The sequence below is a fragment of the Vreelandella gomseomensis genome, assembly GCF_031451645.1.
Classification (GTDB): Bacteria; Pseudomonadota; Gammaproteobacteria; order Pseudomonadales; family Halomonadaceae; genus Vreelandella; species Vreelandella gomseomensis.
Genome location: NZ_JARWAI010000001.1, coordinates 127,188 through 149,775, shown reverse-complemented (window position 1 = coordinate 149,775; position 22,588 = coordinate 127,188). Strand labels below are relative to the sequence as shown.

15 protein-coding genes are annotated in these 22,588 nt (G+C 56.1%); 10 read left to right on the top strand and 5 right to left on the bottom strand.

All coding sequences use genetic code 11. The features are described from left to right. Positions 1 to 7 precede the first annotated feature (7 nt). Positions 8 to 811, bottom strand: coding sequence for a metal ABC transporter permease (locus QC815_RS00585; RefSeq protein ID WP_309766394.1), 804 nt, complete (start codon positions 809 to 811; stop codon positions 8 to 10). Next, the gene (locus QC815_RS00580; protein WP_309766392.1) at positions 801 to 1,541 is read right to left on the bottom strand and encodes a metal ABC transporter ATP-binding protein; all 741 of its coding nucleotides are present in this window, start codon (positions 1,539 to 1,541) and stop codon (positions 801 to 803) included. The genes QC815_RS00585 and QC815_RS00580 overlap by 11 nt, the downstream gene beginning before the upstream one ends. A gap of 139 nt (positions 1,542 to 1,680) precedes the next feature. On the opposite strand from QC815_RS00580, the gene QC815_RS00575 reads away from it, so the two are divergent. Beyond that, a complete protein-coding gene (locus QC815_RS00575) occupies positions 1,681 to 2,682 on the top strand; it encodes a zinc ABC transporter substrate-binding protein (RefSeq protein WP_309766391.1) in 1,002 nt (333 codons plus the stop codon). Between the two features lie 21 nt (positions 2,683 to 2,703). Here QC815_RS00575 and QC815_RS00570 read toward each other — a convergent pair whose 3' ends face one another. From QC815_RS00570 to QC815_RS00560, 3 genes are all read right to left on the bottom strand, one after another. Beyond that, positions 2,704 to 3,471: an ABC transporter ATP-binding protein gene (locus QC815_RS00570; protein ID WP_199283829.1), complete on the bottom strand. Its 768-nt coding sequence runs from the start codon at positions 3,469 to 3,471 to the stop codon at positions 2,704 to 2,706. 278 nt (positions 3,472 to 3,749) lie between these two features. Further along, positions 3,750 to 5,315 (bottom strand): ATP-binding protein, encoded by a 1,566-nt coding sequence (locus QC815_RS00565; protein WP_309766388.1) that lies wholly within the window; start codon positions 5,313 to 5,315, stop codon positions 3,750 to 3,752. A 129-nt stretch (positions 5,316 to 5,444) separates the two neighbouring features. Then, positions 5,445 to 6,446, bottom strand: a complete 1,002-nt coding sequence (locus QC815_RS00560; RefSeq protein WP_230446153.1) for an ABC transporter substrate-binding protein — start codon at positions 6,444 to 6,446, stop codon at positions 5,445 to 5,447. Between the two features lie 1,123 nt (positions 6,447 to 7,569). Here QC815_RS00560 and QC815_RS00555 point away from each other — a divergent pair. The 9 genes from QC815_RS00555 (at position 7,570) to QC815_RS00515 (ending at position 22,587) form a co-directional block, all read left to right on the top strand. Then, positions 7,570 to 8,082: an RNA polymerase factor sigma-70 gene (locus QC815_RS00555; protein ID WP_230446155.1), complete on the top strand. Its 513-nt coding sequence runs from the start codon at positions 7,570 to 7,572 to the stop codon at positions 8,080 to 8,082. 131 nt (positions 8,083 to 8,213) lie between these two features. Continuing rightward, positions 8,214 to 8,420, top strand: a complete 207-nt coding sequence (locus QC815_RS00550; protein WP_309766383.1) for a FecR/PupR family sigma factor regulator — start codon at positions 8,214 to 8,216, stop codon at positions 8,418 to 8,420. 227 nt (positions 8,421 to 8,647) lie between these two features. Further along, positions 8,648 to 8,893: an MbtH family protein gene (locus QC815_RS00545; RefSeq protein ID WP_230446157.1), complete on the top strand. Its 246-nt coding sequence runs from the start codon at positions 8,648 to 8,650 to the stop codon at positions 8,891 to 8,893. After that, entirely contained in the window at positions 8,883 to 9,623 is a 741-nt protein-coding gene (locus QC815_RS00540; RefSeq protein ID WP_253022856.1) for a thioesterase II family protein, read from the top strand. Before QC815_RS00545 ends, QC815_RS00540 begins: the two co-directional genes overlap by 11 nt. Beyond that, positions 9,601 to 10,311, top strand: a complete 711-nt coding sequence (locus tag QC815_RS00535; protein ID WP_309766381.1) for a 4'-phosphopantetheinyl transferase family protein — start codon at positions 9,601 to 9,603, stop codon at positions 10,309 to 10,311. Before QC815_RS00540 ends, QC815_RS00535 begins: the two co-directional genes overlap by 23 nt. A 112-nt stretch (positions 10,312 to 10,423) precedes the next feature. Continuing rightward, entirely contained in the window at positions 10,424 to 11,344 is a 921-nt protein-coding gene (locus QC815_RS00530; protein WP_230446160.1) for a TauD/TfdA family dioxygenase, read from the top strand. A gap of 45 nt (positions 11,345 to 11,389) precedes the next feature. Then, positions 11,390 to 16,033: a condensation domain-containing protein gene (locus QC815_RS00525; RefSeq protein ID WP_230446161.1), complete on the top strand. Its 4,644-nt coding sequence runs from the start codon at positions 11,390 to 11,392 to the stop codon at positions 16,031 to 16,033. Positions 16,034 to 16,058: 25 nt separating this feature from the next. Further along, a complete protein-coding gene (locus QC815_RS00520) occupies positions 16,059 to 19,247 on the top strand; it encodes a non-ribosomal peptide synthetase (protein ID WP_230446162.1) in 3,189 nt (1,062 codons plus the stop codon). Between the two features lie 58 nt (positions 19,248 to 19,305). Beyond that, positions 19,306 to 22,587 (top strand): non-ribosomal peptide synthetase, encoded by a 3,282-nt coding sequence (locus QC815_RS00515; protein WP_230446163.1) that lies wholly within the window; start codon positions 19,306 to 19,308, stop codon positions 22,585 to 22,587. The last annotated feature ends 1 nt before the right edge of the window (position 22,588 follow it).

Below are 22,588 nucleotides of genomic sequence, written 5' to 3'. Positions count from 1 at the left end.
GACCTGTTTAGCGCTGACCTAGGTAGCGCACGCCTTGCATGGCGATCGTCGATAGCAGGAAAAATCCAGCGGCCAGGGTGACAATGGTCGGGCCGGTCGGGGTATCGAAGAGGTAAGCCGCTTTAAGCCCCGAGGTGACCGCCAATGCCGCAATGCCCGCCGCCACCAGCGCCATCATTTCAGGGGTCCGGCAGAAGGGCCGCGCCGTTGCGGCGGGAATGATCAACAACGCGGCAATCAGCAACACGCCGACGACCTTGAGGGCAACCGCTACCACCACCGCCAGGGACAGCGTGAGCACCAGCTGCTCCCGGCGGGGCTGAATGCCGCTGGCATGGGCGAGCTCATCGCTGAGCGTGGCGGTCAGCAGTGCCGACCAGCGCCAGCCGAGTAACGCCAACACCATCAGCGTGCCGCCCCCGATGACCCATAGATCGTCTTTGCCAACGGCCAGAATATCGCCGAACAAGTAGGCGCTGAGGTCGATACGCACGCCTGAGATAAACGAAACGGCAACCAATCCAATCGCCAGGGCCGAGTGGGCCATGACCCCCAGCAGGGTATCCATGGCGTAGCCCCGCCCGCTCAGCAAGGTGACGCAGCTCGCCATGGTGAGGGCGACCATTAATACCCCGGCAAACATGGATAGGTTGAACACCAACGCCAACGCAACGCCAAGAATGGCGGCGTGAGCCGTCGCATCGCCGAAGTATGCCATGCGCCGCCAGACCACAAAGCAACCGAGGGGCGCGGCGGCAAGGGCAACGAAAAGGCCCGCCAGGGTCGCGCGCCACATGAAATCATCCAGCATCGGCTACCTCCTCATGATGGTGGTGATACAGGGCTAACATTTGGGCTGTCTGCTCGCCGAATAACGCCTGATAGTCTGGGGAGGAGGCAACCCGCTCGGGTTTGCCCTCGCAGCAGACGCGGCCGTTCAGGCACAGCACATGATCGGCGGTACGCATCACCACATGCAGGTCATGGCTAACCATCAAGATCGCGCACCGATAGGACTGGCGTACCTCTTCTATCTTCTGGTAGAAGTCAGCGATGCCCCGATGGTCAAGCCCCTGCGTGGCTTCGTCGAGAATCAGGATATCGGGCCTGTTGATGAGCGCACGGGCCAGCAACACCCGTTGCAGTTGCCCGCCGGACAGCTGGCTCATCGCCGCATTGTGTAATGTCTCGACGCCCGCGTTCGATAACGCTTGATGCACATTGTCACGGCGATGGCGGCGGGGCAGGTTCATGAAACGCGAGACGGTGATGGGTAGCGTTGGGTCCAGGTGCAGCCGCTGGGGCACGTAGCCGATGCGCAGGTCCGCGTCGATTTCCACACGGCCTGACGTTGGCTTGATGGCGCCCACCAACGCTTTGACCAGCGTGGATTTTCCCGACCCGTTGGGGCCAATTAACGTGACGATTTCTTCGCGATGCAGCGCCAGGTGGATGTCTTCAAGAATCGGTTTTCCCCCGATGCGCACGTTGAGCTGACAGGCACGCAAAAGGGGAGCGCTAGGGGTAATAGATTGGAGCATCAGCAGGCAAACTCTAGCTTACGTATTAATTGTTATGTTATAACATATATGGTGTGGGCGGCCAAGACAAAGTGCGGCCAAAAGCGCCTGACCATAAGACGACGATTATTTACCTGCTGTTGACCATTAGGAGAGAGCCATGACGTATCGCTTGGCACATTACGCCTTACCGCTGTTGGTGGGCCTTCCCTTGACGGCCTTGGCCGATGTTCCCCGTGTGGCGGTGGATATCCCCCCGGTGCATTCACTGGTGGCCAAGGTGATGGGTGATCGTGGGTCACCCGAGCTTTTCATTCAGCCCGGCGCATCCCCCCACGGTTATTCACTACGGCCCTCGGAAGCAGACGCCCTGGATAATGCCGATCTGGTCGTATGGGTAAGCAATGATCTCACGCCATGGCTATCAGGCCCGGTGGAGAATCTGGCCAGCGACGCCAGGCACCTGGAGCTGATGCGCGTACCCGACATCAACACCTTTGCCTATCGCGAAGGCGCGACGTTCGATGTCGCTGACCACGACCACGACCACGACCACGACCACGACCACGACCACGACCACGACCACGACCACGACCACGACCACGACCACGACCACGACCATGGTCATGACCACCACCACGACGGGCAAGACCCGCATGGCTGGATGGACCCCGACAACGCGCGGCGTTGGCTCGACGCCATTGCCCGGCAGCTTGGTGAACTGGATCCGGAAAACGCGGATTACTACCGTAAAAACGCGGCAAGCAGTCAACAACAACTCGAAGCGCTCGAGCAAGACATCGCCGAGCGCCTGGCCAACAGAGATAGCACGCGGTTTATCGTGTTTCACGACGCCTATCAGTATTTTGAGAAGGCCTTTAATCTGTCGGCAGCGGGGGCTATTTCCATCGGCGATGCCTCCTCACCCAGCCCCGCCCGCATTGAGGCCATTCAAACGCTGGTCAACGACGAGGGCATTCAGTGCGTCTTCAGCGAGCCGCAGTTTAATCCGCAAATTGTTGAATCAGTCTTTGGCGATACCGATGCCTATATCGGCGTCATGGACCCCCTGGGCGTTGATCTAACGCCTGGCCCCGAGCTTTACGACGCGCTGCTCAACCAGATGGCAGATGAAATTCAGCATTGCACAAACGCCATGTAACTGGCTGGAAAGGCTGGCGCGTCACTGCGCCACGGCGATATTGTGCTCCCCGTTCGGGTGCTTCATGACCTGCATGGGGAGCCCGTAAATCGCTTCCAGGGTGCTGTCGCACATCATGTCATTGGGGGAGCCGCAGGCCAGTAGGCGGCCGCTGTGAAGCGCCATCAGTTCATCGCAGTAGCGCGAGGCCATGTTGATATCGTGCAGCACGATAATCACCCCGAGGTTTAGCTCATCGCACAGCTTGCGAATCAGCGCCAGGACTTCGATCTGGTGGGCGATATCCAGCGCTGCAAGTGGCTCATCCAGGAGTAGAAAACGGCTGCCCTGTGCCAACAGCATTGCAAGCCAGACCCGCTGGCGCTCGCCGCCGGAAAGCGTATCGACCAGACGGTCGGCGAAGTCCTCGGTGTGGGTGAGGGCAATGGCGCGGTCAATAGCGTCCTTGTCTTTTTGGGTGTGGCGCCCCAGCAGGCCGTGCCAAGGGTAGCGGCCAAAGGCCACCAGCTCGCGCCCGGTAAGACTCTCAGCGCTGGGCAGGTGTTGAGGTAAATACGCGACTTGGCGAGCGAACTCGCGGTTGCCCCAATCACTCAGCGGGCGCTGGTCAAAGTAGATCTCTCCCTGGCTGGTAGGCTGCTGCTGGGCCATGAGCTTTATCAAGGTCGACTTGCCCGAGCCATTATGGCCGATCAGGCCGTAAATCTTGCCTTCCTGAAAGCTATGTTCAATGGGCGTTAGAATCGGCTTGCCATTGATTTCGAAGGTGGCACCTTTGACCTCGAACATGAATCACTCCTAGCGATGCGTTAATGACCATGGCTCCATTCTAGTGCTAATAGTTCTCATTTTTAACAAAGAAATGGAAAAAAATCACGCGGGCGTGACTGCGCTTTGCGCAAGCGCGCTATCGGTTGGCTATGTCGCTCGGGGTGGGCTGCAAGCAGGCTATGCCTCGAGTGTTATTACCCTGAGTAGAGTAACTGGTGTGTCTTGCTGGGCGCTTGGTAGTTTCACTATAAATCGCTATCCATGAAGCGCCGGTGACAGTGGCTATTAGCCGCTGGCTACGCCAAGGTCTCCACGTCAAACGCCACAATTTGGCGCTGGGCGCCTGAAAACTCCACACCGATCAGGTGTATAGGTTTGCCGGAGGCATGGTGTTTATCGGCATAGCCTTTGTGTTTGATTTGCGCCAGGGCGGTGCCTTCTGGCAGTTGCTCGACCACCTTGAACTCGAACAGGTATATATGGCCACCAAAGTCCACGCTCATATCTACCTTGCCGTGGTGGCTGGCATCTTCCACGGTTACGTCAAGCCCCAAGGCAGCGAAGTGGCTGTAGAAGACGCTGGCGTAATGGCCTTCATATTTGGCAATGGGATTGTTGCGGTACCAATCGTGGGGGAGACCGGCGTAAAGCGCTTTGAGGTGAACTTCTAACCCGGAAAGGTCGTGCTGGCTTAAATGCCGAAACAGCGTTCGGCGCTCACGAGGGGCGTTCTCGACCCCCAACGATGGCAACAGTGCATGGTTGAGACTGGTTTCGACTTCGCGGTTAGGAAAGCCCAGTGTGTACTGTCGATAACCTACAAGGGGCTCTTCTACCTGCTGAATGGTCAGGTAGCCGGTTTGAAACAGCAGGCCTTCTGTGCTGATCTGGTCAACATCAAACTGGCTGAGCAGCTCGTACTCGGTTTCCCAATGATCCAGCGAGGGGGTAAACACCCCGCGCTGCTTGAGGATGTCGACCAAAAACGTCGGGGTCGCAGACTCAAACCAATAAGGGCCGAATTCGCGTTTCTGAAACAGTAGCAGCACGTCAAATGGGTTGTAGACAGAGGCTATCTCGCTGCTACCCCAGCGGTAGCCGTTATACCATTGGCGAATTGCTTCACGATCAAGGCCGGGGAGTTCCGAGGTAAACACCGTATCGATGTCCTCGTCGGTATAGCCGCAAATCGTACTGAAGGGGGCATCCAGGGTGATATCGTTGAGGTTGTTCAATCCCGAGAAAAGGCTGACCTTGCTGAACTTGGAAACACCGGTCAGCAGCACAAAGTGCAGGTGTGGGTCGGCATCTTTAATAACGCTGTAGAGGTTCTTCAAACCTTCGCGCAGTTCTCGGGCCTGCTCCGGTACGAGGATGTTATCCAGAATCGGTTTATCATACTCGTCAATGAGCACAACTATCCGCTGGCCGTACTGCTGGTGGGCGGCGCGGATGAGGGCGGAAAATTCGCCGGGTATGTCGGTTTTATGGTGCTGGGTAATGCCGAGTTGCTCGCGTTGAACCCTTAGCTGCTCACGGATACGCTCGTCCAGCCCTTCACGGCTCTGCATCACGCCATCGGCGAAGCTAATACGAATTACCGGGTAGCGCTGCTGCCAGTCCCACTTATCGTGGATATACAGCCCTTCGAACAGCGCCTGGCGACCTTCAAACAGGCAACGCAGGGTGTCCAGCAACAGGCTTTTACCAAAGCGGCGCGGTCGCGAGAGGAAGTAGTATTTGTTCTGGTTAATCAGGCGCTCGATATGCGGGGTTTTATCGACGTAGTAATAGTTGCCCTCGCGGATATCCGAGAACGTCTGAATCCCGATGGGGAGCTTACGGCGGTGGGCATCCGTCACGGTAGGTCTCCAGAGCAAAGCAGCAATATGGTCAATAGTCTAGCATGGCTAGGGTTTGCGCTGCCGAGCGACGAGACTGGCAGCGGAGGACGTCATCATGCGAAAGCCTATACACCTTACTAGTGATGATCACCGACTTGTATCTGCATAAGCACTATCGATGTTTTCGGTTTCAGTCAGGCGGCTAACAAGATTGTCGCCAAAACGCCGGGCGGCAGGTAAGCCTCCCCAGGACCAATAATTGACGGGGATAATCGTATAGCGTCCCTGTTTCACGGCTGGCAAATGTCGCCACTGGCCATCCGAGAGGAGTTGTCTCACACCGCCGTCCGGACCATAGGGGCTATCCAGAAACACCAATTTGGCATCAATATCAAACAGAGATGTCGCGCCGACGGTGGTCATTCCCCATCGGCCTAGATCTCCCTGCCAGGCGTTCTCGAGGCCAAGGCGATTTAACATCATGCCTTCAACGCTTCCTTCGCCGTACACACGGGCGTGACGCTCATCCATCAGGCGTACCACTAACAAAGGCGAGTCGATATCCGTAAGCGCTTGCTTGAGAGATGTGAAGTGGCGGCTGGCTTGTTCGATATAGTGTTCTGCCGCGTCAGGCTCTTCCACCAAATCGCCAAGCTGACGTGTCATCTCCTTGATCGTTTCCCAGTCGTTATTGGGGCCATCAGCATCGGCGTACTTGTAAAGTGGGTACTCCATTACATCAGCAATTTTCCTGAGCCGTGGGAGTAAGCTGACATGAGCAGGCGGTGAAATCAGAATATGCTGTGGTGGGTCGCTTGCAAGCAACTCAAGGTTAGGGAGGTGGCGATAGCCGAGGTTGGTGGCATGGGGGAGAACCCCCTCTTGCCGTGAGTATGTTTCGTATCCTTCAAGGCCCGACAGGAACTTAGGCGGGTGGCCAATCGCATTGAGGGTCTCTGCGATGGCGAAATCAAACGTTGCCAAGGGCGCTATGTGGTTTTCATCGCTGGCCGTTGATGCGTTACTCATTAAGAAACTGATGAGCAACGCGATCAATAAGGCCATGCTTTTATGACGTACAGAGCGATCTAACGTCTTTTTTTGATATGCCAAAATCATGCCTGTGTTTTGCGGATAAAGAAGTGCCATCGTCACCACGGATAGAGCGTATACCAACACCCAGTTTCAGCCTGGGTAGACCGACATCACTGAGGCGATAGTCACCCCATGGCGAGAGCTGGTTTAAGTGGCTTGTGTAAGCATAGGCTGTAACGAGATTGACGTTGAGGATGACGTTTGCCTTGTTCGGCATCCCAGGAACGCGAGCCTCCGCTTGCAAGAAGTGAGGTGATTCACGAATAATCTCCAAACATTAACATGTCTTTTTATGCGAATATTAATTATTTTTGTTTGTATTATGGATAGTATCAAGGCGAAGTCAATATCGCGTGAGCCTGGAGAAGAAAGGCTATGCTGCGGAGACTTCTTGTTTATTGGGTGATAAGAGGGGAGAACGTCGGCTGTCGTCGTCCTATCCATTAAAAAGCCCCGCATATGAAAGCGGGGCGAAAGCGCACTGGCATTGAATTCCTCGCGGTCGATATCCAGACCACAATCCAGGATGACGGTATCGCAGATGGCCGATGAAATCAGCGTCTCGAGCCCGCTGAGGGGGTGTTCTGCTTGGAGGTGGTTAAGTAATAGTTGCCATCATCATCCGGGTAGGGGAATGGATGGGAGCTTGATTCCTCTTCACGATGATAGGCTTGAAGGTACAGGTCCTGCCCAAAGAAATCCGCATGATGGTAGTTGGCGTTGAGCATGCGGCGGTCGGTTTTCGGCTCCCGGTCGGCCGAGAAACCATCATGGATTTCAGCCTCTCGCAAGTTGGGCGTCGACGAGGTCAGATTGGGAAAATAGACCCCTTTATCGTCTTCATAGCCGGATTCATACAGCTAGGCCTTGAGGTCAAGCGTCTGGTTTTCGGTTAGTTGGAAGCTCAGGTTACCGAGAATATCGTGGGAGCGGTTACCCTGAAAATCAGGGAAGATGTCATCTGTGGGTAGGCATCGCTGTTGAGCATTTCATAGAGATGGTGGTTGGGGGCTACTGGCGATTCTCAAGGCGGTGGCGTCTATGTGCCGCTGGGTAACAACAAGCATATCCTTATCAAAAGTGGGTTGGCGCTCACCGATTGACTTACTGCCATTTAACGCAAATAATAACTATTGCTATTTATTCCGTGGTGTTAATCAAGGCAGGAGGCCAAACCGTGGGTACCCAGTCGTGGAATGCTGAGTTAGAGGATATCTTCGTTAATCAGCGACCCCGGCTCTGCTGTGTCGCCGCAAAAGTATTGGGCAATACTGATCAAGCCGATGATGTTGTACAGGATGCCTATCTTAAAATTTCAGAAGCAACCACCCTTTTTGAGGTAAAGCAGCCCATATCCTACGTGTCACGGGTAGTGCGTAACCTCGCCATTGACCGCTGTCGCCGTTCCGCTTTTGAGTCTGCATTGTTTGCAAAAGAAGAGGAGGGAGATAACACCTCTTGCGCTTCGCATTCGCCTGAGGTGATTGCCATTGATCGCCAGGCCTTGGCCCAGGTGGTTGAAGCGTTGGATGAGCTACCTGAGCGGACCCGCCGTGCCTTTGAACTCTACCGTTCGGGAAGCCATACCCAGCGGGAAGTGGCCCAGCAATTAGAGGTTTCCACCACATCGGTTAACTTTATGATCCGCGATGCGCTTACCCATTGCCGTCGGTCGTTGCAAGGGCGGTAAGCCCACTTTAGTTATGCCTCCTTTGTTGTCGCTTTGTTACACTGTCATCAGATGGCTATAGCGTCGAAGAGCCTAGACGCTTCCCCAGGCAAGTATTGAGCGGACAGCAATAGCGAGGTTTGACAGTAACGATGGATAATGAAAGCGGCGACGATGCCGTTTGGCAAACTGCTATTGACTGGCTGATGCGAGAGCATGAAGAGACGTTGAGCGACGCTGATCGCGAAGCGCTGAATGCATGGTTGGCAGACTCTTCCCAGCATCGCCGAGTATTTCATGAAGCAGAACAGCTTTGGCTGCTCACGGGGATGATTCCGCGCAGTGATGAGCGCAACTGATAACTCGCTGCTTTTTAACCACTCCGTTTTTTTGTGCCCCTGGTTTTCCTCCTTGATGGTTTGACGCCTTTCATGTTTTTAAGCGCTAGAGCCGTTTAGCCCCCGCCCGCATTCTTTCTATTTTTTCCTTCCCGACATTAAATTTTCTGGTTCCTCACACGTCATTAAGTAATGAGAAGCAATTGCGTTTTATTTCTCATTCCTTAGGAAACGGTGAGGTTCTACCCATGACAAGCTGTTTTGATCGTGAAGATGCTGTCTTCCGCGTATTAGTCAACCACGAAGAGCAGTACTCCCTCTGGCCGGAATGGAAAGCGATTCCTGCTGGCTGGACGGATACCGGTGTGCTCGGCGATAAGCCAACCTGCCTCGACTACGTCGAAAAGACCTGGACCGATATGCGACCACTGTCACTGCGCCAGTGGATGGATGAGCAAGCTAGTGCCGAGGCGGAGCAGGTGAATGCCGGTTAAACGTTTAAGGCTGCTCTGCCTGCCCTGCGCCGGGGCCAGCGCCACCATGTATCTGCGCTGGAAGCGCCAGTTGCCCGCCTGGGTCGAGGTGTATCCCGTCGAATTGCCTGGGCGTGGCGAGCGCCTGGGTGAGCCGCTTATCGACGACTTCGAGACCCAGGTGGTGCGGCTGTGCGAAGAGCAGGCAACACGGATGCGCGGTGATTTTGCCCTGTTCGGCCACAGCATGGGGGCGCTGCTGGCCTACGGCATGGCGGCACGCTTGCGCGATGTGGGGCGCCCTCAGCCACGGATGTTATTCGCCTCAGGCAGCGCGGCGCCCTCAATGCGCGACCCAGAACGCTTGGCGGGGCTTGATAACGATAAGGCCTTGATTGCGGATCTGCGCCAACAGGGCGGCACTCCTGAGGAAGTCTTCGAAAGCCCTGAACTGCTGCGCCTTACCCTGGACGTATTAGCAGCGGACTATCGCCTCTGCCGCAGTTTCCGCTATCGCGGCGGGTCGCCGCTTGCTTACCCCCTACAGGTACTCGCTGGGCGTGAAGACGATATCGAGGAAGAGCGTCTGGAAGCGTGGCGGCGGGAAGCGGGTGGGGCGTTCTCTTTAAACTGGTTCGAAGGCGGCCACTTCTTTATTCGCCAGCAGCAAGCGCAAGTGCTGGAGACCATAGAACGTGCGCTGACCCGGCGGCTTGAGGAGGTGCCCCATGCAGCGCCTGCGGTTAGCTGAAGGGGTGCCCGAGGGGCTTGAGGTTTGGTGCCTGGCGCTCGACCTGAATGCCCCGGTGGCCGACGACGACGATCAACTGCTGAGCCGAGCCGAGTGGCAGCGTGCCCAGCAGTTTCGCCATCACGCCGATGCCATCCGGGCCATGGCAACACGCGCTGCTCTGCGGCGTCTGCTATCTGAGTACACCGGTATAGCGCCAGAAAAGCTGGTGTTTACTCAAAACGCCTACGGTAAGCCCGAGCTGGAAAACGCTGAGGGGCCTGCCTTCAATGTCTCCCATTCTGGCCATGTCGCCCTGATCGCGCTCGCTCCCGGCGGCGCGGTGGGGGTCGATATTGAGCGTCGCCGACCCGAGGACGAACTGGCGCCGTTGCATGGGTTGGTTCTATCGCCTAGCGAGCAGCGTGATCACATTAGCGGCGCCAATCTCCCCTTTATGGAGCGCTGGGTGGTCAAAGAGGCGGTGCTCAAAACCCTGGGCCTTGGGATTACCGATCATCTGCAGTCGCTCTCTATTACGTCCTCTTCAGAACCGAACACCTATCACCTTGAGCACTCGCTTCCCGTGTCATCACCTCTGCAGGCATGGCCGCTGCCAGCGCCAAGTGGCTATGCCGCTGCCCTGGGTTATGTCGACACAAGCTATCTCGACTCGGGCTATAGCGATCAAGGCTATGCCCAAGGTTAACGCTACTCAATGACTTTTTAGGAGATCAATAATGGACAGCCAAAGCGCAACACTAACGCACCCAACCAACGCCATATCCCAACGTCAGGGGCCAGCTGATTCTGAGCTGCCCATGATGATTTCCCCCGCCTACCCAGGGCAGCCGCTGCTGGAAGCCTTCGACGATTTGCGTGCGGATATTGAGTCACTAGTGACCAAAGTGGGCGGCGTGCTACTGAGAGGCTTTGACGTTCCCGCCGTTGATGATTTTCAACAGTTTGCCGCCGCCTTTGGCCATCCGCTGCTGAGCTACGAGTTCGCCTCGACGCCACGCTCAGCGGTGTCATCGGGTATTTATACCTCCACCGAATACCCCGCCCATCAACATATTCCCCTTCACAACGAGCAGGCCTATACCCGTGAGTGGCCGATGAAAATCTGGTTCCACTGTGTCACCGCGTCACCCGAGGGGGGAGAGACGCCGATAGCCGATAGCCGTGCCATTTACCGCCGTATGCCGGTAGAGATTCGTGAGCGCTTTGCCCCCGGGATTCTCTACGTACGCAACTACGGCGATTTCGATATGCCTTGGCAAAAGGTGTTTAACACCGAAGACCGCGCTGAAGTGGAGGCATTCTGCCAGCGCGCGGGGATTCGCTGCGAATGGAAACCCGACGGCGACCTGCGTACCACCCAGCTATGCCAAGGCATAGAGACTCACCCGGTCACCGGTGAGCCGGTGTGGTTCAACCAGGGCCACCTTTTCCATGTCTCCAACCTGCAGCCAGAAGTACGTGAATCGCTGGAAGAGATGCTCGACCCCGAAGACATGCCGCGCAACGTTTTCTTTGCCGATGGCAGCCCCATTGACGATGCCATTTTCGATGAGATCCGCGGCGTAATGGCCGAGGAAACGGTGATGTTCCCCTGGCAGGCGGGCGATGTGCTGATGCTCGACAATATGTTGGTCGCCCACGCACGAACGCCGTTTAAAGGGCCGCGCAAAGTCGTTGTCGCCATGGCGGAAGGTCACGGCAACCTCTCCAACGACTGAACGCAACACTTTACCCCACGGCCAGGAACTCCAGCAGGTACGTATATGAATATTAGGCACGCTCAGACAGTGAACAGCCGCCCGTCCCATAACGATGCTAGTCGCAATGACGCTTTTAGAAGCTATGTCGAGCATTTAAGTCGCCTGGCCCGGGAAAGGCCCAACGACAGGGCGCTGACTGTGGTGAATGCTCAGGGTGAAACCACGCTTGACTACGCCACCCTGGAGCGACGTTCACGTGCCCTGGCCAGCGAGCTACAACAACGGTTCCCTGTGGGCGAGCGTGCCTTGATCCTGCTGGATAACGATGAACACTACGTGGTGGCGTTCTTTGCCTGTCTGTACGCCGGGGTGATTGCTGTGCCGGTCTTCCCACCGGAGTCGGCCAAGCAGCAGCACCTGGCACGTCTGTTTGCCATCGCCGATGATTCTCAGGCTGCCTGTGTGCTCACTTCTTCGACGATTATTGAGCTGGTTGCTTCAGCGGGAAAGGACTTCGGTAGCGCTGAATTGATCCCCGTAGATGCAGTAAACGAGGTCCTCGCTGACCATTGGGTCGAGCATCGCCCTAAGCGCGATGATATCGCCTTTTTGCAATATACCTCAGGCTCCACGGCCACGCCCAAAGGCGTTATGGTCAGCCATGGCAACCTAATGGCCAATGAGCGCGCTATCGAGACAGGTTTCTCGATTGGTGCTGATGATGTCTTCGTTAGTTGGCTACCGCTTTACCACGACATGGGGCTGATCGGCGGCCTGCTGCAGCCCCTCTATCGCGGTATTCCTGCGGTATTGATGAGCCCCACCTTCTTTTTGCAGCGGCCGGTACGTTGGCTGGAAGCGATTTCCCGCCACCGGGGCACCATTAGCGGTGGCCCCGATTTCGCTTATCGGCTGTGCCTTGATCGTATTCGCGACGAACAGATTGAAACACTCGATTTATCCAGCTGGCGGGTCGCCTTCTCAGGCGCCGAGCCGGTACGCCACGCAACCCTCACTGGCTTTATTGAACGCTTCTGCCCGGCGGGCTTCTCTGCTGATACCGCAGCCCCTTGCTATGGTCTAGCTGAAGCCACGCTGCTGGTTAGCTGTAATCCGCGCAGTACGGGCGTGGTGGGCACGACTTTTTCGCAACAGTCGCTGGCCGAGGGGAAGGCCGCCTCAGCGGTGGAAGGCAATACACTGGTGGACTGCGGCACCCCGGAGCCAGGCCACGCAATCGATATTGTCGATCCCGATGGGCTTCACTCGCTGCCCGAAGGCGACGTCGGCGAGATCTGGGTCCAAGGGCCCAGCGTGGCACAGGGGTATTGGCACAACCCTGAAGCCACGGCTAAAACCTTTGTTACCCGTGATGGCGTTAGCTGGCAACGTACCGGGGCTCACGATAGCGACGCTCACGATACCAATGCACAGGGCCACGACGCCCAAGACGATCGCTGGCTACGCACCGGCGATCTAGGCTTTTTACACCAAGGGCAGCTGTATATCGCCGGGCGTATTAAAGACCTGATCATTCTACGCGGCAATAACGTCTACCCCCAGGACATCGAGAGCGCTGTCGAGGCGGAAGTGGAAGCCGTGCGCAAAGGGCGCGTGGCGGCCTTTGCCGTGACAACACCGGAAGGCGCCGAAGGGATCGGCGTTGCGGCAGAAGTCTCCCGTGGTATGCAGAAGCTGGTACCCGCTGAGAAGTTGATCGAGGCATTAAGGGAGGCGGTGGGATCCGCCTGCCATGAGCCGCTTTCTGTTGCGCTACTACTCAACCCCGGTGGCCTGCCCAAAACCTCCAGCGGCAAGCTACAGCGCAGCGCCTGCCGCCAAGGCTGGGAAGCGGGCAGCCTGGATGCCTACGCCATTCACGCCTTCGGGCATTTTGTCAGCGGTGGCGACGATAAGGACGCTGCTTCTGGAGAATCATCGCAATCTAGTGCGGAACCAGGGAGTGAAACGGAGCAGACGTTAGCGACGCTCTGGCGCCAAGTGCTGGCAGACAGCAAGGAAACGCCACTGGGGAGTAATGCCCACTTCTTCGCCAGCGGGGGGAATTCGCTGGCGGCGGTGCAGTTGGCTTCACGCATTAGCGATCATTGGGCGATTGATTTCCCGACCAGATCGGTCATGGAAAAGCCGCGCTTTAGAGATGTGGTTGGTGAAGTAGAGCGCCGGTTAGCGAAGCCTTCGGCTTTTCGTCAGGGAGCTATCAAGAATCCACTGATGCCGATTCCCCGGAATTCGGAACTACCTTTGGCACCTGTCCAGCGCCGGCTCTGGCTGGTTGATCGCTTGGCAAGTCAGGCGGGCGACCGTGAGCGTGCAGCCTATAACCTTCCAGCGCTGTTTTCCCTGACAGGGGAGTTGAATATAGAGGTTCTGGAGCGAACCGTTAATGCCATCGTTGCGCGGCATGAAGCCTTGCGTACCCACTACCCCGAAAGTGAGCGTGGTGATCCCATTGCGGTTATCGAAGATCAGCTAAACATCGAACTGCCTGTTTTGGATTGCAGCGATCTTTCAGAGCAAGAACAGCAGCGATATCTGCAAGATACTTTCGCCGAGTATGCGAACACACCGTTAGACCTTGCCACTGGGCCACTAATTAAGGCGGGTTTACTGCGTTTTAGCGCACATGACCATGCCCTGGTCCTGGTCATTCACCACATCGTTTTCGACGGTTGGTCGACGAGCGTATTCATCCGGGAGTTTGCCACTCTGTACGGGGAGTTGTTGGAAGGGAAGGAATCCGAGTTACCCGAACTGGGCATTCAGTACGTGGACTACGCCGCTTGGCATGAGAAAGCACTGTCAGGAGCCGCCTTCGAGCAAAGTGCAACCTTCTGGCGTCGCTATCTAAGGAATGCTCCTCCGCTCTCATCACTACCAGCGGACTTCTCTAGGCCTAGCCAAGTCTCCCATGCCGGTAGTGCCCTCAGCATGACACTGAGTCCAGACCTATCACAAGCGTTGAACAAGCTTGCCGCACAGCGTGGCACCACGCTATTTACCCTTCTATTGGCGAGTTTTCAGCTATTGATGCATCGCCAGACACGTCAACAAGACCTGGTGGTGGGAACCGATGTCGCTGGCCGTAGCCATCCCGATGTCGAGCCGCTAATTGGCTTTTTCGTCAATGTCATCCCACTACGATCTCGTTTGGCTGATGGCCAGCTTGATTTCGGCCACTGGCTCGAGCAAGTACAGACCAGCATGCTGGATGCCTTCGACCATCAAGACGTTCCCTTCGACAGAATTGTCGAACTTTCGGGAATTAGCCGTGAGCGCGATCGCTCCCCCCTGATACAAACCCTCTTCGTACTACAAAACACGCCAACCGAGCGGTTCTCACTTCCGGGTCTTGAGGTGGAGGTAATGCCTCAACCCCGGCAGGAGTCGAAGTTCGATATGGCGGTATTCGTTGATGAAAGTGATACCGGACTATCAGTCGAGTGGGTCTACGCAACTGCCTTGTATCGACACGAAACCATCGAGTACTTGACCGGTGCCTGGCAGTCGCTACTAGCGCAAATCGTGGAAGCTCCCAGCACGCCCGTTGAGGAGTTTCGCTTACCCCTAATGGAGAAACACGCTATGCAAAACAAGCTTTCAAAAGGTTCCAAACTCAACAAGCTTGGCAGCCTGAAATCCCAGCCAGGTGCGCGCCCCTCGACCAACAGTGACTCACCAGTACGAACGGCGTTGTTTGACGAAAAAAGGGTCTTTCCCCTGGTGATCGAAGCGACGGATGCTGATCTTGATGCGGTGGCGTGGGCAACGTCCCAGCGTGACTTCATCGAACAGCACTTACGCACGCACGCAGGCATCCTGTTCCGTAACTTTGACCTTACCACGCCGCAAGAGTTTGAGGCCTTTGCCGAGGCTATCCAGCCGGGCCTTTACGGCAATTATGGCGACCTGCCCAAGAAAGAAGGGGGGCGTAATACCTACCGTTCAACCCCCTATCCCGAGCGCCAGATGATTCTTTATCACAACGAAAGTTCGCATTTGGAGCGCTGGCCGCGCAAACAACTGTTCTTCTGCGAGAATCCTTCTCCTGTGGGAGGCGCCACCCCGATCGTTGACTGCCGCGAGATGCTGCGCCAACTCCCCGCCGACGTGGTGGAGGAGTTCGAGCGCAAAGGGCTGCTTTATGTGCGCACCTTCACCCGCAACCTGGACGTGAGCTGGCGAGACTTTTTCAAAACCGACAGCAAAGAGGAGGTGGAAGCGCGGCTCAAAGAAGCGGGAATCGAATGGCAGTGGTTGGGTGATGACGAGCTGCAGACACGTACGCACTGTCCTGCGGTAGTTACCCATCCCGTGACCGGTGACCGAGTGTTCTTCAATCAGGTGCAGCTCCACCACGTCAGCTGCCTTGAGCCTGATGTGAAAGAAGACCTGCTTGGCATGGTTGGCCCGGAGCGCCTGCCGCGCAATGTCTATTTCGGTGATGGCTCCGTGATTAGCGACGAGATAATGAAGGTTGTCGGCGAGGCCTACGAAGCTTGTGCGGTGCGCTTCGACTGGCGCCGGGGCGATGTGGTGATGGTCGACAATATGTTAGCGGCCCATGCCCGGGATCCCTACGAGGGGCCACGCAAAATCGTGGTGGCGATGGGAGACATCTATGAGCGTTCGGCGCTGGAAGAGGCCCAAGGGGCAAGTGCCGATGCCGAGTTGGTCGATCAATAAAGTCACGGGGTTTGGGAGTCAATAAATGAATGCGATAACGGAACAGCAGAGCCTTGCCCATTGGCCGCTTAGCCCTGAACAGCGCGCGGTGTTGGTGGCGGCGGAAGCTAATGAAAGCGACACCCAGCAGGCAGCATCGGCGCAAGTCGATGTCATGGTGGTCGATATCCAAGGTGCTCTTAATAGCTCGCGGTTGGAGCGTGCACTGAGCGACCTTAGGCAACAGCATGAAGCCCTATCAACGGCTTTGAAGAGCGTGGCCGGGTATCGCGGGCTGCGTCACCAAGCGCTTGAAAACCTTCCTGCTATCGAGTGGCAGCATGAGGACTTACGCGGCAGCGATGACAAGGAAGCGCTGCTCAACGACTTTCTTAATATCTATCGCGAGTCAATGAAGCGCCGGCCCCTTGCCCTAGAATCCGGTGAGCTGATGCGTCCAGCGCTGCTGCAAACGGGTGAAACAACCTGGGTATTAGTTCTGGCTGTTTCGGCGTTGGTGGCGGATCGCGGCAGTCTGCAGTCGCTGTTCTCAGCGTTGGCGGATGCTTACGATCAGAGCGAAGGAGCCGATGAGGATTCTGCGCTGCAGTATTCCCAGTTCATCGAGTGGCGCGCTTCGCTCGAAAACGACGATGACGCCAAAGCGGGCCGTGAGTATTGGCAAAGGCACCAGCAGCATGCCGAGCAGGCAGGCGCATGCCGCTTACCTGCCAGGCAAGCGAACCGCCATGGCGTGCGGGTAGAACATGAATATGTGGACTTGGAACTCGAACCAGACCTCGTAGCGCGTATCGATAGCCTGGCAGATGAGCTTCAAGTATCCGCCGAGGCAGTTTTACAGGCAGCTTGGTGGGCGTTACTCGTCAGGATTAGTGGCAATGAGCGTGTGCTAGGTGGTTGGCAACACGACTGCCGCCAGGATTACGAGGTGATGCAAGGGGCGATCGGGCTCTTCGACAAGGTACTGCCGGTACTGGTTGAAGGTGTCGCTGATAGCGATTTCTCTGGCTGGATCGCCCGCTTGTCAGAGCAGTTAGAAGCGCATACCCAAGCCCAAGAGTATTGGTCGATTGATGCGCTGCCTGATAAGCGCCACCTCGCAGTGGGGTTCGCATTTTCAGAGGAAGTGAGTGAGCTAAAGTCGGCGGGTTTGCAGTGGCGCTTGCGAGAAGTGCCTGGGCCATCGACAGAATTTGAACTTGCCTTGCACGTTGGCCGCAGTGAGAGCGGCGTGGTGGCGACGCTCTACGCCGACCCATCTTGCTATAGCCTAGCGGCGGCCGAGTGCCTGCTGGATCAGTACCATACGTTGCTAAAGGCGGGCCTAGCCGACCCAGCGCAAAAGCTATTTTCGGTGCCTCTTATCTCTCCTGAGCAACAGCAGGGATTACTGTCGATTGGAGACAATGTGCTTGACGTGGGCGAACGTAGCGTAGCTGCCCATATCGCTGCCTGGGCGGCTTCGACGCCGGATGCCATTGCCATTGAGGAGCAGGGCCGTACGTTGAGTTACGCCCAACTAGAAGCCCGCGTTAACAATATCGCTCGGTGGTTGGATGGTCAGGGCGTTAAGCATGGAGATTATGTAGCACTTAATTTGCCCCGATCCACCGATTTGGTCGTGCTACTGCTAGCAGTATGGCGTGTAGGCGCCGCTTACCTGCCGCTCGACACTGAGTGGCCCGTAGACCGTAAACGGCGGGTGCTTGAGGATGCCCAGCCCGCGCTCGTGGTGAGCGCTGAAAACGTCGAGGCGGAACTTGCAGCACTGGCCCTTCCTGGTATCCACAGTGTAGGGCTGCCACAAGAAGTGGAAGAAGTAGGTGGCGCATTACCGTTTCCAGAGCCAGAACTCGGTGACGTGGCTTACCTTCTCTATACCTCTGGCTCCACCGGTACTCCAAAAGGTGTGGTGATTGAACATGGTCAACTGCTCAATTACGTAGCCGGTGCCACAAAGGTCATGGGTCTATCGGTATGCCAGCGCTGGACATTGACCGGGTCGCTGGCCACCGACCTAGTTAATACAGCGCTGTTCGGTGCCTTGTTCAATGGTGCTCGCCTGGTGATCGCCACACCTGACGATATGCAGGATGGCGACCACTTTGCGCGCTTTATGTCGGCGGCCGATATTGATGCGCTCAAGATAGTGCCGTCTCATCTGGAGGCCCTGCTGGAGTGCGAAGCCCCACGGTTGCCGAAAACGCTGATTCTAGGCGGCGAGGCCGCTTCACCTGCCTTGCTTTCGAGCATTGCGCGGATCTCGCCCGAGTGCCAGCTATACAACCACTATGGCCCTACAGAAGCCACGGTGGGCGTTATGGTGCACCCGGTATCGCTGTCGCAAGATATTCAAGGCCCGTTGCCGCTAACCCAACTGCTACCGAACTGCCGCTACCGAGTGCTTGACGATAACTTGCAAGCGACCCCCACCGGGGCCATGGGTGAGCTGTATCTGGGCGGCGCTCAACTGGCGCGGGGGTATCTCAATAGCGATGCTTCCGCGTTTGTCGAAGATCCCTTTATTGACGGTGAACGGCTCTATCGCACCGGCGATCTGGCGTGCGTGCTACCCGAGGGTGGCGTACGCCTTATTGGGCGAGCTGACGATCAGATCAAGCTGCGTGGCTTCCGTATTGAACCAGCAGAAATCGAAAGCGTGTTGCAAGCACAACCAGGGGTTAAGCAGAGTCTGGTTCGCCTGATGGGTCGGGGCGGTGATACCCAGGAACTCGTAGCGTTCCTGATCGCTGACGCCGAGGTAACGTCCGTTGAGGGCCAAGCCCAACTGCGCGAGCAACTGACTGTGCTGCTGCCTGAGCCCATGCGTCCTTCTCGTTTTATCCCTGTTGAGCATTTCCCCCGCCTAGGTAATGGCAAGGTAGATACCACCGCGCTGGAAGCCTTGGCCCAAAAAACCGCAGAAAGTAAAACCCTGGTGAAGCCCCGGGATGCCGTGGAAGCCACCCTGTGCCAAGCCATGACCGAGCTACTTGGTCGCGATGAGATAGGCATTGAAGACGACTTCTTCGAACTGGGTGGGCACTCCTTGCTGGTGATCAAGCTGGTAGCTCGCATCCGTAAGCAGTTCGGAATCGAGATAGCTCCTGGCGTGGTATTTGATCATCCCACCGTCGTCGAGCTGGGTGCCGTTCTACGCGAGAGTTGTGCTGAGGCTAGTACGAGCGGTCTAGCCGAGCTTGATAGCAACTGAGTAGCCAAATTTGCCTAATAACATCATTTGTAACGCGGTACAGGAAGAGGATTTAGTGATGAAGGAAGTGGCTCATTCACAAGACGCAGCAGCACAAGGTAATGACAGAGAAGGGCACGATAGAGTGTCTGAAGCAATACGTGAAGATGATGTATTGCCGTTGTCATACTCCCAGCAACAGCTTTGGTTCCTGCACCGTTATTCGCCGGATCTTACCGCCTACAATCAGCCGCGTGCTTACCGGCTTACCGGAAACGTGGATGCAGGGGCCCTAGAAAGCGCCTTTCAAGCATTGGTTCAACGCCATAGCGTATTGAGAACGGGATTCTTCGAACGCAACGGTGTACCACACCAGTCTGTGCTCCCCAGCGTCCCTTTTTCTATTCGTAGAGAAGATCTCTCTGAACTGGCTGCGCCAGAACAGGACGAAAGGCTGGCGCGTTCAATCCAGAATGTCGCGCAGCATGTCTTCGATTTAGGCGCGCCGCCGTTGCTGGTAGCCCATTTAATCAAGCTGGCGGAAAACAGCTATGTATTAGTTGTTTGTCTTCATCATATTGTCTCGGATGCCTGGTCTAACCGCATCATCGAATCCGACCTAAGTGAAGCCTATCGACAGGCGTTGGGTCAAGACAGTGATACGCAGCTTCCAAGCTTGCCCGTACAGTATGGTGACTATGTTCTGCAGCAACACAAGAGAGTGGCAACGGGCGATATTGAGAAGGAGCTTAAGTATTGGAATGAGCATCTTGGGGATGATGTACCGCCGCTGGAAATCACTACTGACCATGTCTATCCCAAACAGCAAGCGTTTCGGGGCTCCGCAAAGCGTTTCGTTTTGGATAACAGTCTCGCCAGTTCCCTAAAAGCCTTTTGCCACCAAGAACGCTTTACTCCTTTTGTGCCACTTTTTGCTGCCTGGCAAGTAGTGCTGGCCCGCTACTGTGGGCAGCAAGACTTCGCTATTGGCGTACCGTCGTCAGGTCGCCAGCAAGAGGAGTTTCAGGAAGTCGTGGGCTTTTTCATCACGACACTGCCTTTTCGAGTTCGAGTGAATCCAGCCATGACACTGCGTGACGTATGTCAGCAGGTGAGAAAGGATGCAGTGGGCTCGCTCAATTATGCTGATATGCCGTTAGAAGTCTTGCTCGAACAACGGAAAGTAAAGCGGAATCCCATTCGGCAGCCCCTATTCCAGGTTATGTTTGGTCTCCAGTTCAAATCCGATGACGAACAGCTTCAGCTAGATGAGGTGTCTGTCGAACTGATCGATCTTCCTCAGACGAGTGCAAAGTTTGAGCTATCCCTGGATATGTTTATTGAACAGGAGCAAGTAGTTGGTGCTCTAGAATTCAATACAGACCTGTTCGAAGAACAGACCATTCAACGTTTGATAGGTTATTACCAGAAAGTACTGAAAATTTTATTAGAAAAGCCGGAAACACAGCTCTCCTCTATCGAACTACTTGAGAATACGGAAAAAGCATTGCTGCTCGACTGGGGAAGCAGCGCAGCAACCGATAGTTCGGTCGAGCCCATCCATCACGTCATAGAGCGCCAAGCTGCGGCAACCCCAGAGGCTACGGCACTCGTATTCGAAGATCAGTCGCTCAACTACACCGAGCTCAACGCCTGCGCCAACCAGTTGGCCCACTACCTGATCGGTCTAGGCGTAAAACCTGAGACCCGGGTGGGTATCGCCATGGAGCGTTCCATCGATATGGTAGCGGGCCTATTGGGCATTCTTAAAGCGGGTGGTGCTTATGTACCGCTAGATCCCGATTATCCAAGTGATCGGTTGGCCTATATGGTCGAGGACAGCGGCATCGAGTTGTTGCTTACCCAGCAGCATCTTCGCGATGCGTTGCCGGTGGCCGATGGGCTGAACGTCATTGATTTGGATCGGTTGGAGGTTGCTCACCACGCGCCGACCAATCCGAATGTGGCCCTGCACGGCGAAAATCTTGCTTATGTGATCTACACCTCCGGTTCCACCGGGCGCCCCAAAGGCGCGGCCAACCACCACCATGCACTGTCCAATCGCCTACAGTGGATGCAAGACGCCTATGGGCTAACGAACGACGATGTGGTGCTACAAAAAACACCATTCAGTTTCGATGTTTCCGTGTGGGAGTTCTTCTGGCCGCTGATGCAAGGCGCGCGATTGGTGATGGCGCCACCAGGTGCTCATCGCGAGCCGACGCAGTTGGTCGAATTAATAAGTACTCACAAGATCACCACGCTTCATTTCGTACCTTCAATGTTGCAGGCCTTCCTGGCCCATGGCGAGGTAGAGACCTGCACCAGCCTAACACGCATAGTGTGTAGCGGCGAAGCGCTACCAGCTGAATTGCAGAGCCAAGTATTTGCTCGGTTGCCTCACGCGGCGCTCTATAACCTCTATGGCCCCACTGAAGCAGCCATCGACGTTACCCACTGGAAGTGCCAAGACGATGGGCGCAACCAGGTACCGATTGGCCAACCGATCGCTGGTATTCGTACCTATGTGTTGGATTGCGATCTTAACTTGGCACCGCTTGGCGTCGCGGGGGAACTCTATCTCGGAGGCATTGGGTTGGCGCGGGGCTACCTACACCGCCCTGACCTTACCGCAGAACGTTTTATAGCCGATCCGTTTGTTAAGGGCGAGCGCCTCTACCGCACCGGCGATCTGGTGCGCTGGCGGGAAGATGGCCAGCTCGAGTACCTGGGCCGTCTTGATCACCAGGTGAAGATCCGCGGCCTGCGTATCGAACTGGGTGAGATCGAAGCCGAGCTATCAGCTCAGCCGGGGGTTCGCGAGTCAGTAGTGGTTGCTCAAGAAGGCCCCGGTGGTTCGAGGTTAGTCGCTTATGTGGTGCCCCAGGCCGACAGTGAACTCGACAGCACCTCACTACGTGAAGCGCTGGGTCAAAAGCTACCGGATTATATGGTACCGGGCGTCGTGGTCACGCTCGAGGCACTGCCGCTGAATGCTAATTGCAAGGTGGATCGCATGGCATTGCCCGAGCCGGACTTGGCCAGTAACTCGCAGTACGAGCCGCCCCAGGGCGAAGTGGAAGAAGCGCTGGCGGACATCTGGTCAGAGGTAATTGGCGTCGAACGTGTGGGCCGATACGACAACTTCTTCGAGTTGGGAGGCCACTCGCTTTTAGCAACTCAGATATCGGCTCGTTTCACGCAGCGCTTTGGTGAAGCGTTGCCAGTAAGACTTATTTTTGAACATCCAATGCTGGCGAAACTGGCAACACAAGTCGCATTAAAACAGCTAAATGCCGAGGGTGGTCGCACGAAGCGGCTCTCCACTATGGATCAACTGCTCAACGAATTGGAAGGGTGAA